Source organism: Bacteroidales bacterium, assembly GCA_029210725.1.
Lineage (GTDB): Bacteria > Bacteroidota > Bacteroidia > Bacteroidales.
Window position 1 is genome coordinate 21,943 of sequence record JARGFM010000014.1, and the last position, 12,634, is coordinate 34,576.

11 protein-coding genes are annotated in these 12,634 nt (G+C 51.7%); 7 read left to right on the forward strand and 4 right to left on the reverse strand.

Annotated features, from left to right (window positions below):
• Positions 1 to 12: 12 nt before the first annotated feature.
• Positions 13 to 1,335, forward strand: a complete 1,323-nt coding sequence (locus P1P86_09395; protein MDF1575391.1) for a Gfo/Idh/MocA family oxidoreductase — start codon at positions 13 to 15, stop codon at positions 1,333 to 1,335.
• Here P1P86_09395 and P1P86_09400 read toward each other — a convergent pair.
• The gene (locus P1P86_09400) at positions 1,332 to 2,045 is read right to left on the reverse strand and encodes a GntR family transcriptional regulator (protein ID MDF1575392.1); all 714 of its coding nucleotides are present in this window, start codon (positions 2,043 to 2,045) and stop codon (positions 1,332 to 1,334) included. The genes P1P86_09395 and P1P86_09400 overlap by 4 nt on opposite strands.
• A gap of 227 nt (positions 2,046 to 2,272) precedes the next feature.
• On the opposite strand from P1P86_09400, the gene P1P86_09405 reads away from it, so the two are divergent.
• The 6 genes from P1P86_09405 to P1P86_09430 are packed head-to-tail and all read left to right on the forward strand — an operon-like array spanning position 2,273 to position 10,471.
• Complete coding sequence (locus P1P86_09405; GenBank protein MDF1575393.1) at positions 2,273 to 3,601, forward strand: dihydrolipoamide acetyltransferase family protein; 1,329 nt, start codon at positions 2,273 to 2,275, stop codon at positions 3,599 to 3,601.
• A 38-nt stretch (positions 3,602 to 3,639) separates the two neighbouring features.
• Positions 3,640 to 6,108: a thiamine pyrophosphate-dependent enzyme gene (locus P1P86_09410; GenBank protein ID MDF1575394.1), complete on the forward strand. Its 2,469-nt coding sequence runs from the start codon at positions 3,640 to 3,642 to the stop codon at positions 6,106 to 6,108.
• A gap of 14 nt (positions 6,109 to 6,122) precedes the next feature.
• Positions 6,123 to 7,337: a PHP domain-containing protein gene (locus tag P1P86_09415; GenBank protein ID MDF1575395.1), complete on the forward strand. Its 1,215-nt coding sequence runs from the start codon at positions 6,123 to 6,125 to the stop codon at positions 7,335 to 7,337.
• Positions 7,338 to 7,347: 10 nt separating this feature from the next.
• Positions 7,348 to 8,529, forward strand: a complete 1,182-nt coding sequence (locus P1P86_09420) for an SDR family NAD(P)-dependent oxidoreductase (GenBank protein MDF1575396.1) — start codon at positions 7,348 to 7,350, stop codon at positions 8,527 to 8,529.
• Positions 8,530 to 8,538: 9 nt separating this feature from the next.
• Positions 8,539 to 9,189: an HAD-IA family hydrolase gene (locus P1P86_09425; protein ID MDF1575397.1), complete on the forward strand. Its 651-nt coding sequence runs from the start codon at positions 8,539 to 8,541 to the stop codon at positions 9,187 to 9,189.
• 13 nt (positions 9,190 to 9,202) lie between these two features.
• Positions 9,203 to 10,471 carry a zinc-binding dehydrogenase gene (locus P1P86_09430; GenBank protein ID MDF1575398.1) on the forward strand — a complete coding sequence of 423 codons (1,269 nt, stop codon included), beginning with the start codon at positions 9,203 to 9,205 and terminating at the stop codon, positions 10,469 to 10,471.
• Positions 10,472 to 10,532: 61 nt separating this feature from the next.
• On the opposite strand, the gene P1P86_09435 is transcribed toward P1P86_09430, so the two are convergent.
• From P1P86_09435 to P1P86_09445, 3 genes are read right to left on the reverse strand one after another with little or no spacing between them, the layout of a single operon-like run.
• Entirely contained in the window at positions 10,533 to 11,297 is a 765-nt protein-coding gene (locus P1P86_09435) for a hypothetical protein (protein MDF1575399.1), read from the reverse strand.
• Positions 11,228 to 12,196 (reverse strand): hypothetical protein, encoded by a 969-nt coding sequence (locus P1P86_09440; GenBank protein MDF1575400.1) that lies wholly within the window; start codon positions 12,194 to 12,196, stop codon positions 11,228 to 11,230. Before P1P86_09440 ends, P1P86_09435 begins: the two co-directional genes overlap by 70 nt.
• A 2-nt stretch (positions 12,197 to 12,198) precedes the next feature.
• Positions 12,199 to 12,522, reverse strand: coding sequence for a hypothetical protein (locus tag P1P86_09445; protein ID MDF1575401.1), 324 nt, complete (start codon positions 12,520 to 12,522; stop codon positions 12,199 to 12,201).
• Positions 12,523 to 12,634 lie beyond the last annotated feature (112 nt).

A 12,634-nucleotide genomic window follows, 5' to 3' on the forward strand; every position in this document is an offset into this window, starting at 1 on the left:
TAAATGCTACCCATGAAAAGAAGAGATTTTATCCAGAAAAGCGCGGGCGTTGCAGCCGCAACAGGACTGATAACTGTACTTCCAGGCACACTGCGTGCAACTTCCCGGATCCTGGGGGCCAATGAAAGAGTCAACGTTGGGGCCATCGGTCTCAACGGAATGGGCATGTCGGATCTGCGTTCTTTTCTGAAGATGGACGGAGTGGAATGCCTGGCACTTTGCGATGTGGACCGGAATGTCCTGGAGAAACGCGCCGCCGAGGTGGAGGAGATCCAGGGGAAGAAAGCAATACTTTACGATGATTACAGGAAGTTACTGGAGCATAAGGATCTGGATGCTGTTATTATTGGCACACCGGACCACTGGCACACCCTGCCCATGATTGAGGCCTGTCAGGCGGGTCTGGATGTGTATGTGGAAAAACCCATTGCCAATTCCATTGAGGAGATCGATCTGATGATTGCCGCGCAGAAGAAATACGGGAGTGTGGTACAGGTGGGACAGTGGCAGCGAAGCGATCCTCACTGGAAAAATGCGGTTGACTTTGTACATAGCGGGAAACTGGGGAGAATCAGGACCGTGAAAGCCTGGGTTTATCTGGACTGGAAACACTATCTGCCAGTTCAGGCTGACGGACCGGTGCCTGAGGGGGTCGATTATGATTTTTGGCTGGGTCCTGCCCCCGGGCGTCCCTTCAATATCAACCGCTTTCATTTTAACTTCCGGTGGTACTGGGATTATGCAGGCGGATTAATGACCGACTGGGGCGTACACCTGCTGGATTATGCCCTGTACGGGATGAATGAGTATGTGCCCAATTCGGTGATGTCCTCGGGAGGTAAATATGCCTTTCCGGATGATGCCAGGCAGACACCCGATACCCAGTTCGCCATGTATGAGTTTAATGATTTTGCCCTGCTCTGGGAGTCCACCCTGGGAATTGGTCAGGGAAACTACGGGCGAGAGCATGGGGTATCCTATATCGGAGAGAACGGAACCCTGGTGGTAGACCGTCAGGGATGGGAAGTGATTGCGGAAGCTCCTGAGGGTAAAGCCCGGATGGAAGCGGTACCCCTTATCAAAAAGACCGGAGCAAGCGGATTGGACCTGCATGTGAAGAATTTCCTGGAGTGTTTGAAAACCAGGGAAACACCCAATGCCAGTGTGGAGATCGGGGGACATATTGCCAGGATTGCCCAGCTTGGAAACCTGGCCCTGAGAACCGGGCATAAGATATTCTGGGATGGAGAGAAAGGTGAGGTGATCGGTGATGAGAAAGCTGCCGCCCTTACCCAGGCCGATTATCGTGCTCCCTGGAAGCTGCCTTCCATTTAAAACCGGCCGGTTAGGCTGTAATCACTTGTATTGCAGAATATCTGGCTGAAAAAGGAGAAACCCACGCGATTGGTCTCCATTTTCCGGTCGATCCGGAGGATGGGATGGTCCCTGGCAACAGCAAAATGTTTCCGGATCCTCTCATCGGCGGTAATGGCCTGTATCTTTTGTTCCCCCCCTTTTACCTCCAACTGGTAGTTTTTCCTGAGAATTTCGAAGAGGGAGCGGTTTTCAAAGGTCCGGGAGGTAAATCTGGGCAGGTTCAGGTTGGGAATCATGGTGATATCATAGAATACCGGACGGTCATTTATCAGTCTCAGGCGTTCCATATAGATACAGCCCATGCTCTTCTCCTGTTCGCTTAATTCAAAACCAAAGGCCTGCTCCCAGCGGATGATTTTTGGTTTTACAATGATCCGGGTAGTCAGGTTTTCCTGGCCGATGGCAGAAGTGGTTCCGGTCAGGGAGAGGATTCCGATCCCTTTGGACTGTCCCTGGACGATGGAGCCCAGGCCCTGGTGCCGGAGGATGAAACCCTCGTTTACCAGCATATCCAGGGCCTTGCGCACTGTGGGGCGCGTCAGGTGGTGGGCAGCACACAATTCATTTTCGGACGGAAGCAGGTCCCCCCGCTTGTAAGTGCCATCCTCCATCAGTTTACGCAGCTTTTCATACAATCTCCGGTAGGAGGGAACTTCTTTTAGAGCCATGGTTCCGAAACACTGGATTTGTAAATATCCACAAATATAGTTGTAAATATATGTATATGGAAATATTTTACCAATACTTCTTAATATAATGACATAAAAAATTATAAATCAATAATATATGTAATTATCACTTTCATTGGATATTTTATTTTTATATTCAGAAAAAGCTATTATATTTGCACTTGTATATACAAGTAATACTTTTAACCCTTATAAAGCATAATCAAATGGCCCATGCAGTTATCATGCCCAGGCAGGGACAGTCCGTAGAGAGTTGCATTCTCACCGAATGGTATAAGGCTGTGGGGGAAAGCATCTCCAGGGGAGACCTGCTGTTTGCTTACGAAACAGATAAGGCCGTCTTTGAAGAGGAGGCTCCTGAGGATGGAATCCTGCTGGCCCGTTTCTATGAAGAGGGTGACGAGGTGCCTGTATTGCTGAATGTGGCAGTGATCGGAGCCGAGGGGGAAGCTTTTGAAACATTCCGGCCGGAGGAGTCTTCAGGCAGCAGGATGGAGCCTGCTTCCACAGGCCCCTTTACGGAAGCTGTTTCCCTATCTCAGGCAGTGAAAGATGCTTCCTCCATTTCCCCCAGGGCCCGGAAGCTGGCCCGGGAGAAACGGGTTGTCCTGGAAGGGGTGTCAGGCACCGGTCCCGGTGGGCGGATTATCGAGCGGGATATTGTGGAAGCAATCAGGCAGGGTAAACGACTCACTCCACTGGCTCAAAAGAAAATGGAGGCCGGGGGACTGACGGTCTCCTCTGACTTTCCCGGCTGCGGAAAGTATAAGGTGGAAGATCTGGTCTCACCCTCTTCAGATCCCCACCCACGGTCTGTCAGTCAGGGAACGGGCTCCTTTTCGGATGTACCTCTCAGTAATGTCAGAAAGATCATTGCCGGTGCCATGCACAGGTCCTTGCAGAATTCGGCTCAGCTTACTCACCATCTCAGTGCCAATGCCTCTGCCATGTTGCAGCTGAGGCGAGAGGTAAAGCTCCGGCTGGAGGGTGGCTATCCCTGCAACATCACCCTGAACGATATGGTCTGCTACGCGCTTATTCAAAGTCTCCTGTTGCATCGCGGAGCCAATGCTCATTTCCTGGGGCAGCATATCCGGATCTTCGAACAGGTAAATCTGGGTCTGGCCGTTGATACGGATCGCGGATTGATGGTTCCGGTCCTGTTAAACGCCGATCGTTATAACCTGCCGGAACTCTCGGTCAGGCTGAAGGAAATCGCCGGCAGTTCCAAAAAGGGAAGTATTTCTCCCGACCTGATTGTGCCGGAAGCAGCCACTTTCACCGTATCTAACCTGGGCAACTATGGGGTGGAGATGTTTACTCCGCTTATAAACCTCCCCCAGGTAGGGATCCTGGGTGTGAATACCATTATTCAGCGACCCGCTATCCTGGCCGACGGAACATTTGCTTTCCAGCCTTTTATCGGATTGTCCCTGACTTATGACCACCGGGCACTCGATGGTGGACCGGCCACCCTGTTCCTGGCCGAGATTAAAAAGCAGATCGAGCAACTTTCCCCCGATCTTCTCAGATAGACATAGCTTTACATAACGAAAACCTATAAACCATTCCCATGCCAAAGAAACAATATATCAACCCGTCGGAGCTCAGGCAGAGCCAGGTCCTGGAACTGGGTTCCATTCCCGTAAACAGCTACCGCAGATCGGTCAAAGATGAGCTGTCGGGTTTCTCCGGGGAAGATCTGATCCGTATTTACCGGGATATGCAGATTATCAGGGAGTTTGAGAGTATGCTGAACCTGATCAAGACCACCGGGGAATACAAGGGGATCAGTCATTCCCATCCCGGTCCGGCTCACCTCTCCATCGGGCAGGAAGCAGCGGCGGTGGGCATGGCTTATAAGCTGGGTATCGATGATTATATTTTTGGCTCGCACCGCTCTCACGGAGAAATCCTGGCCAAAGGGCTTTCTGCCATTCAGAAGCTGGATGAGGATAAGCTCTACGGGATCATGAAGGATTTTTTTGATGGCCGCATCCTGGGTATCGTAGAGAAAGGACATCAGGGTGATATCAGGTCACTGGCTCTTAAATTCCTGGTATACGGCACCCTGGCCGAAATTTTTGCCCGGGAGACCGGTTTTAATAAGGGACTGGGCGGCTCCATGCACGCTTTCTTTACGCCCTTTGGGATTTATCCCAACAACGCCATTGTGGGTGGTTCGGGCGATATTGCCGTTGGAGCGGCACTCTATAAGAAAGTGAACCGGAAACCTGGCATTGTGGTGGCAAATATTGGTGATGCATCCCTGGGATGCGGTCCAGTATGGGAAGGAATGACCTTTGCAGCCATGGACCAGTTCAGGGAGCTGTGGGAAGGGGATATGAAGGGCGGTTTGCCGATCATTTTCAATATTATGAACAACCAGTACGGCATGGGGGGACAGACCTGCGGGGAAACCATGGGATATGCCATAGCAGCCAGGGTGGGAGCAGCTCTGAATGCGGAGAAGATGCATGCAGAGCGTGTAGATGGATACAATCCCCTGGCGGTGATCGATGCCTATGAGCGGAAGATGAAGATCATTGAAGAGAAAAAGGGTCCGGTCTTTCTGGATGTGCTGACCTACCGCTACAGCGGGCACTCTCCGTCCGACTCCTCCTCTTACCGCTCCCGGGAAGAGGTTGAGGCATGGGAATCGGTCGATTCCATTGTCTCCTATGGCCGGGAACTTATGGATGCCGGCCTGGCCGCTCAGGCAGATCTGGATCAGATCAAGGCAGCCTGCGATGAGCTCATCATGGATGCATTTAAACTATCCATTGATGATCAGCTGTCTCCACGAATGGACCTGATCTCCAATCCCGGTCTGATCGGGGAGATGATGTTCTCCAACCAGTCCGTCGACCGCATGGAGGAGGGAGTTCCCGAAGTGAACCACCCCATGGAGGAGAATCCAAGGGTCATACAAATTGCCCGAAAAGAGAGATTTGCCTTTGATAAGGAGGGCCGGGCACATTCGGCCATGAAACAGTACCAGTTCAGGGACGGGCTCTTCGAGGCCATCATCGATCGCTTTTACAAGGATCCGACCCTGGTGGCCTACGGGGAGGAAAATCGTGACTGGGGAGGAGCCTTTGCGGTATACCGGGGACTCACCGAGGCCCTGCCCTATAACCGGCTTTTCAATTCTCCCATTTCGGAAGGGGCCATCGTGGGTACCGCCATTGGATATGGCATGTGCGGGGGGCGGGTTATTCCGGAGATCATGTATTGTGATTTCCTGGGGCGTTCCGGCGACGAGGTTTTTAACCAGTTGCCCAAGTGGCAGGCCATGAGTGGAAATCTGATTAAAATGCCGGTAGTGCTGAGGGTGTCGGTAGGTTCCAAATACGGGGCCCAGCACTCCCAGGACTGGTCCTCCCTGGTGGCCCACATACCAGGGATCAAAGTGGTATTCCCTGCCACCCCCTACGATGCGAAGGGCTTGATGAATGCCGCCCTGCAGGGAACCGATCCGGTGATCTTTTTTGAGAGCCAGAGGCTGTATGGCATCGGGGAGGAGTTCCATAAGGAGGGTGTTCCGGAAGGATACTATGAGATCCCCATTGGCGAACCCGATATCAAACGAAAAGGGGAGGATATTACCATCCTGACCATCGGAGCCACCCTGTACCGCGCCATGAAGGCAGCCGGTACGCTCCAGGAGAAATACGGGATGTCGGCAGAGATTATTGACGCCCGCTCCCTGGTACCCTTCAATTACGATCTGGTCCTGAGTTCCTTGAAAAAGACGGGTCGCATTGTCCTGGTCAGCGACGCCAGTGAACGGGGATCCTACCTGAAGGATGTGGCCCAGAACATTACAGAACTTGCTTTTGATGACCTGGATGCCCCGCCGGTAGTGGTGGGTTCGCGGAACTGGATAACCCCTGCCTATGAGCTGGAGGATTATTTCTTTCCTCAGGCTTTCTGGATTATCGATGCTATTCATGAGAAGATCGTACCTTTAAAGAATCATGTATGCTCCCAGAACTTTACCAGGGGCGAACAGTTGCGAAGAAGCAGGCTGGGGGTTTAAAACCGGAAGAACTGATGAGTTATTTAAAGCAGTTTCCCAAACAGCTTTCCCTGTTGAATTCCTACCAGGCGGCTAAGCCTCTCCGGGCTTTAAAGGTCAACAACCACATTCATACTCCCTGTTCATTCAGTGCATTCGGAAGCATGGAAGAGGCCGTTAAGATGGCCGGAGAAGAAGGTGTCAGGATATTGGGAATCAATGATTTTTATGTGACTGACGGCTATGGGGAGTTTATTGAAAAGTGCCGGAAGTACCGGCTCTTTCCCCTCCTGAATGTGGAGCTTATCGGTATCAGCAAAGAGGAGCAGGAGGCAGGAATCAGGGTGAATGATCCCAGTAATCCGGGGCGGACCTATATCAGTGGCAAGGGACTGGCATTTCCCTCCATACTTCCTGCAAGCCAGCAGGAGAAATTAAACAGGGTGGTCCTTGAGAGTAATAAGCAGGTCGAAAAGATGATCGGTCTGCTTAAGGCCTGGCTGGAGTTTCAGAGGACCGGCATCTCCATTTCGGTGGAAGGGATCATGAAGGAACATGCCCTTCATTTGCTCCGGGAGAGGCATGTGGCCAAAGCCTTGCGGCTGAAGCTTGAAGCAGCATCAGCAAATGATGATTCCTTTTATAAACTGCTGGAACGGGTTTATGGCGGCCTGCCCACTGAAAAAAAACGTGAAGATATTGCCGGCATCGAGGAGGAACTTCGGACCAGGCTGCTGAAGGCAGGATCCCCCGCTTTCGTGCCGGAAGATGAGAAAGCCTTTTTAAAGCTGGATGAGATTATGGAGATCATCAGAGCTGCGGGCGGGATCCCTACCTATCCCATGTTGCTGGATGGGGCCGGGAGCGGGATCACTCCCTTTGAGAGTGACCGGGTGAACTTGCTGAGTGTGCTGAAAAAGTGGGGCTTTAATTCTGTGGAGCTGATTCCCCTGCGCAACAGGGCAGAGGTTTTAAAGGAGTACGCCGGATACTTCTATGAGAATGGCTTTGTGGTTTCCTTTGGAACCGAGCATAATACAACAGCCATGAGGCCCCTGACGGTCAGCTGTAAAAACGGCGTAGCCCTGGAAAACAGTCTGCTTGAAATATCCTTTAATGGTGCCGCCTACCAGGCAGCGCATCAGTACCTTACGGCTCAGGAAGGTCCGGCTTACAGGCCCTTGCTGCGTGATCAGATGGAGGAACTGGGAAGGGCGGTACTGAATCACTATTTTAAAACAACAGAATAAAACCAATATGATGGAACAGAAAAAAGAAAGTGTCCTTGCACTGGTTCCCGCCATCCGGATGATTTTGTCTGAAAATGCTCTGAAGAGTGGAAGCTTTGTACTGCTGGATCAACTTACCGAACGCGATCCCGAAAAGATCACCATTCGCCTGGGACGCACCATTTCGGTATTCAGGGGGGAGCCTGAAGAGCTTCTGAAACAGATTGAAGCTTCCAAAGCGGATATCGGAGAGTATATTTTTATCGAAGAGCTTGGACTGCTGGGCCTGTCTTCCAATAAATCCAAGGTAGAGCAGAAGCTGGCCACGGTCCGCAAGGAGGGCCGGGGGGCCGGACTTCCCGAGGCGGTGGCTTCGCCCCAGTCTCGTAAACCTCTTTACAATAAAGTGATAGCCATAACCGGAGGAGCCATGGGCTTTGGGGAAGGCATAGCCCGGCAGCTGTTCGGAGAAGGGGCCAATGTGGTCATTATGGATATCAACAGGCAGGAGGGAACGCGTCTGGCAGGGGAGCTGAACCAGCACAGGTCGCCTAACAGAGCCTGGTTTATTGAGGCGGATGTAAGCAGCCTGGAGTCCATGGAGCAGGCGGTATATGAGACGGTCCTGGAATTCGGAGGATTGGATGTGATGATCAGCAACGCCGGCGTGTTAAGGGCCGGAGCCATTGACGAGCTGGAAGAAAGTGAGTTCGATCTGGTGACCGGGGTCAACTACAAGGGCTATTACAACAGTGTAAAAGCCGTGGTCCCCGTCATGAAGCTGCAGAACAGGTTCTCGGGCGATAACTATGGCGATATCATCCAGATAAACTCCAAATCGGGTCTGGAGGGAAGTAAAAAGAATTTTGCCTATTCGGGCAGCAAATTTGCAGGGATCGGACTGACTCATTCCTTTGCCATGGAACTGATCGGCGACAGGATCAAGGTCAATGCCATTTGTCCGGGCAATTATTTCGAAGGGCCCCTGTGGTCCGATCCGGAGAAAGGGCTGTTTGTTCAGTATCTGAAAGCAGCCAAGGTCAGTGGTGCCAAAACAATCATGGATGTGAAACGTCATTATGAGTCCATGGTTCCGGCAGGGCGAGGATGCAGGGTGGAGGATGTGGTGAAGGCTATTAAATATGTGATCGACCAGGAGTATGAAACGGGACAGGCCATTCCGGTAACCGGCGGACAGGTCATGCTAAGTTAAGGCAGAGGAATGAAAATCGAAGGAATTATTTTTGACCTGGACGGAACACTGATCCATACCATTGAAGATATTGCAGGGGCGGCCAATGAGATGTTTGCCAGGCACGGACTGCCCGGACATGATCTGGATTATTATCTGAAATGGATCGGGAATGGCGCCGTGAAGTTTGTTGAGAGGGCGCTGGGGGAACCGGTCGGTGAGAAACAGCTAAGGGCCTATGTGTCGGAATTTAAGGAGATCTATGCAGAGAACCTGCACGACAGGAGCCGGGTATATGAAGGGGTCCCGGCTATGCTGGATAAGCTGGTGGATCATAGGATTAAGATTTCTGTGCTTTCAAACAAGCCTCATCTGCTGACCCGTAGGGTATGTGAGTTCTACCTGTCTTCATGGCCCTTTGATCCAGTACTGGGCCAGCGTGAGGAGGTGCACCGCAAGCCCGATCCGGCAGCAGCATTTGAGATTGCAGAACAATGGGGGATGGCCTCTGAAAAGATCCTTTTTGTGGGAGATTCGGACAACGATATCCTTACGGCACAGGCTGCAGGAATGGTTCCCCTGGGGGTCACCTGGGGCTATGGCCGGCTGGCCGGCACACCGGTGGAGGGAATGGGAGAGTTAATTAGTGATCCGGCCCGGATCCTCGATTTTATATCCTGATAAACACGAGTCTATGAAAACCAAGGCGGTCCGCTTATATGGCAAAAGAGATTTGAGGATGGAAGAGTTTGAACTACCTGCCATTCAGAAGGATGAAATCCTGGCAAAGGTGGTCAGTGACAGCCTGTGCATGTCTTCCTACAAAGCGGCCATCCAGGGAACAGCCCATAAACGGATTCCTGATGATGTTTCAGAGAACCCGGTGATTATCGGGCATGAATTTGCCGGAGAGCTTGTGGAGGTGGGGGCCAGGTGGAGCGGGCAGTTTAAGGCGGGGGATAAATTTGCCATCCAGCCGGCGCTTAATTACCCGGACGGACCGGTGGGAATCCTGGGGGCCCCCGGTTATTCCTATCAGTTTCTGGGAGGGGATGCCACTTATGTGGTGATTCCCAGGGAGGTAATGGAAATGGGCTGTCTGCTGGTTTACAAGGGTCCTGGCTATTACCAGGCATCCATGGCGGAGCCTTATTCCTGCGTTATCGGGGCCATGCATGCCAACTACCATATCAAGCCCGGCACCTATGTCCACGACATGGAGATTGTGGATGGCGGAAAAATGGCCATTCTGGCCGGGGTGGGGCCGATGGGACTTGCTGCCATCAGCTATGTACTGAACCGTCAGGACCGGAAACCCTCCTTACTGGTGGTCACCGATATTGATCCGGAGCGGCTCAGGCGGGCCGAAGAGCTTTTTCCTCCATCCATGGCCCTGGCCCGGGGTATCGGCTTGCACTACGTAAATACAGGTATGCTCAGCGATCCCGCGTCTTATATCAAAGGCCTCAACAAAGGGGAGGGCTACAATGATGTATTTGTTTTTGCCCCGGTCGCCTCTGTCGTTGAAGAGGCCGATAAATTGCTGGCTTTTGATGGCTGCCTGAACTTCTTTGCGGGTCCGTCCGACCCGGATTTCAGTGCAAAACTGAATTTCTACAACGTCCACTATGCCTATACCCATATAGTGGGAACCAGCGGAGGGAATACGGACGATATCAGGGAGTCGCTGGCTTTGATGGAGAAGGGGATGGATACATCCGGACTGATCACTCATATCGGGGGACTGGATGCCGTGCCGCAGGCAACCCTCAACCTTCCTGAGATATCCGGGGGCAAAAAGCTGATTTATACGCACATTGAGCTGCCTCTTACGGCCATTGCCGATTTCAGGAAACTGGGTGAAAGCAAGCCTCTGTTTCGCAAACTGGCCGATATCTGCGACCGGTACGGCGGACTTTGGTCCGTAGAGGCGGAAGAACTCTTGCTATCCGAAAAACCCTAAACGCTGGATTCCGGCGATCCGGCACCTTATGGCCAGGAACTTCATTCTGCCGGCTTTTTCTTCAACGCTCCAGCTTTACAATAATATAGGGCGTTTCAACATTAAAATCAGGATACATGCGGCCATAACCATTCGTATTCATCACTTCAAGGAAATACATAAAATCGTATTTTTCATCCATTTCCCCGGCCGGGACGGTGGCCTCATAGGAATCGCTCCCTGCTTCGGGGGTCATGTCTAAAGTCTTGTAATCCAAATGCTGGTTCACAGAGCGGTAGCGGAGCCGCACCCATCGGATCCCTGAAGGAGCAGTGACAGTCGCCCGGATGGTGATGTTTTCATTCAGGGGGGCTGTTCTGACTGCCTGATGTTGAATCTGGAACAAAGCCCGGGGATCATGTTCAGGAGCTGCCTGGTATAAGGGAGCCGTTCTGGCTGTCTTTTCCATACCTAAGGTACTTCTTTGGGATTTAAGTTTTTCCAGTCCGTTCTCAAGGTAGCCTAATTCATCCCTCCAGTGTCCGGTAAGATGATGGTGAATGTCCATGAATAAGTATTCCTGTACCCCCATCTTAATATCGGAAGCATAGATATCAGCTGTGGCGGCCACTATATTTTCCCAGGCTTCAATGGCTTTGCTTTCGTAAGCAATGGCATCATCCAGGGCATGCGGATCGCCGGTACGTTCAAAGATGCAATAAGAAACCGCGGCAGGAATCCTGCGGGAATGAAAGAGGGCCAGGTTGGAAAGAATGCTCAGGTCGCACAGGGTGGACTGGAATTCCTTGTTCTGATTGCCTGACAGCTCAAGCCTGGCCTTGCCCATGAGTTCTTCAATCTCCTGATGTCTTTGAAGGAACCACAAGGACGTGGTTGAAGGCAGTGTTTTAACACTTGCTCCATTTTCGATAAGCAGTTTTGCCTCTGTATAAAAGCTGGCAAACTGCTGTATATCAATTCCTTCAGCATTGGCAACTGGGGCAGATCACCAAAGCGTTGCATCTCTGCCCAGCCCATGGTGGTGGGGAATTTCCCGTAGGGAGCACAGGCTGCCATCACTCTGGGCAGAATGGCACTGGCCTTGTGAAGCGCTTCCTGAATATGGGGTCCCGCTTCCTTGCCAAAACGATGATTAAATTCCCGGATCCAGACTTCCGGAGAGGTGTCCGGATTATAGGAGAGACGGCCAAATACCTGAAAGAAATGCCAGTAGCGCTCGAACTCATAGTCGTAGTACCTGTAAGGAAGGTTCAATAAATCAAAGGGTTCTTCATCATGGGGCTGGGCTTCCATTTTAGTGGCCAGAGGTTCATTGATTTCGAAACCGACTCCATCGTACAGGTGGGTGCTTTCAGAAAAACGCCGCACATATCCGGGGTCGCCCCAAAGGAGCACTCGCTGGGTTCCACCGCTCCAGAGGCGCCAGAGGATTTTGTATTCTTGCGGATACCGGAGCATATCTGCATAGCCATGCCTGCGCTCTAATTGATTTTCCCGGTTAATATGGGTCGGATGGAAGGGGAGACCAAGCTGCTCCATCCAGTATTTAGTGGTGACCGTAAAGTCCAGCTTCAGTTCTCTCGCAATTTGAATAATGGATTCCGGCAGTTCTTTGGCCCGCAGTTCGACCTGGAGTCCGGGTGCTGTCGCTTTCATCATTCCAAACACTTCGGTCCAGAATATTTCCATCTCTTCTCCCCTTTTCAGGCCCGACTCATTATGCATTCTCAGCGGTTCTTTGCCAGCATGTCCATGTAGCCGGCCCAATAAGCCTCATCGTAGAACCGGCTTTCCCAGTAGGCACGATTCATGGTATACAGGGAAACAGCCCGGGTGCTAACATCAGCTTGCTCAAAGGTGTCTTCCAGTTCATTGAACGGGGCTTTGATATCATTGCTCCATTGCAGGCATTCTGCTGCATCCAGGAGGGAATACATTAATCCACGGTCATCATATCCTGTCAGTACCCAGGCCGCTTTCCCCCGGATCTCCATATTCCAGATAGAAAATGCTTCGGGCAGCTCCGGTTTTTGCCTTTTTGTATCCGACAACAACTTTGCAGCTTCGCCCGTCCCACCGGATAAGCCGGCTACCACGAGGATTTCACCCCGGGCTTTGCTTAAATCACTGACTTTCTCATAGGAAATATTATTCTGATCCAGC

Excerpts from the sequence above, each read along its gene's own strand:
- P1P86_09395 (MDF1575391.1), top strand. The coding sequence starts at position 13 with ATGAAAAGAAGAGATTTTATCCAGAAAAGCGCGGGCGTTGCAGCCGCA.
- P1P86_09400 (MDF1575392.1), bottom strand. The coding sequence starts at position 2,045 with ATGGCTCTAAAAGAAGTTCCCTCCTACCGGAGATTGTATGAAAAGCTG.
- P1P86_09405 (MDF1575393.1), top strand. The coding sequence starts at position 2,273 with ATGGCCCATGCAGTTATCATGCCCAGGCAGGGACAGTCCGTAGAGAGT.
- P1P86_09410 (MDF1575394.1), top strand. The coding sequence starts at position 3,640 with ATGCCAAAGAAACAATATATCAACCCGTCGGAGCTCAGGCAGAGCCAG.
- P1P86_09415 (MDF1575395.1), top strand. The coding sequence starts at position 6,123 with ATGAGTTATTTAAAGCAGTTTCCCAAACAGCTTTCCCTGTTGAATTCC.
- P1P86_09420 (MDF1575396.1), top strand. The coding sequence starts at position 7,348 with ATGGAACAGAAAAAAGAAAGTGTCCTTGCACTGGTTCCCGCCATCCGG.
- P1P86_09425 (MDF1575397.1), top strand. The coding sequence starts at position 8,539 with ATGAAAATCGAAGGAATTATTTTTGACCTGGACGGAACACTGATCCAT.
- P1P86_09430 (MDF1575398.1), top strand. The coding sequence starts at position 9,203 with ATGAAAACCAAGGCGGTCCGCTTATATGGCAAAAGAGATTTGAGGATG.
- P1P86_09435 (MDF1575399.1), bottom strand. The coding sequence starts at position 11,297 with ATGGGCAAGGCCAGGCTTGAGCTGTCAGGCAATCAGAACAAGGAATTC.
- P1P86_09440 (MDF1575400.1), bottom strand. The coding sequence starts at position 12,196 with ATGCATAATGAGTCGGGCCTGAAAAGGGGAGAAGAGATGGAAATATTC.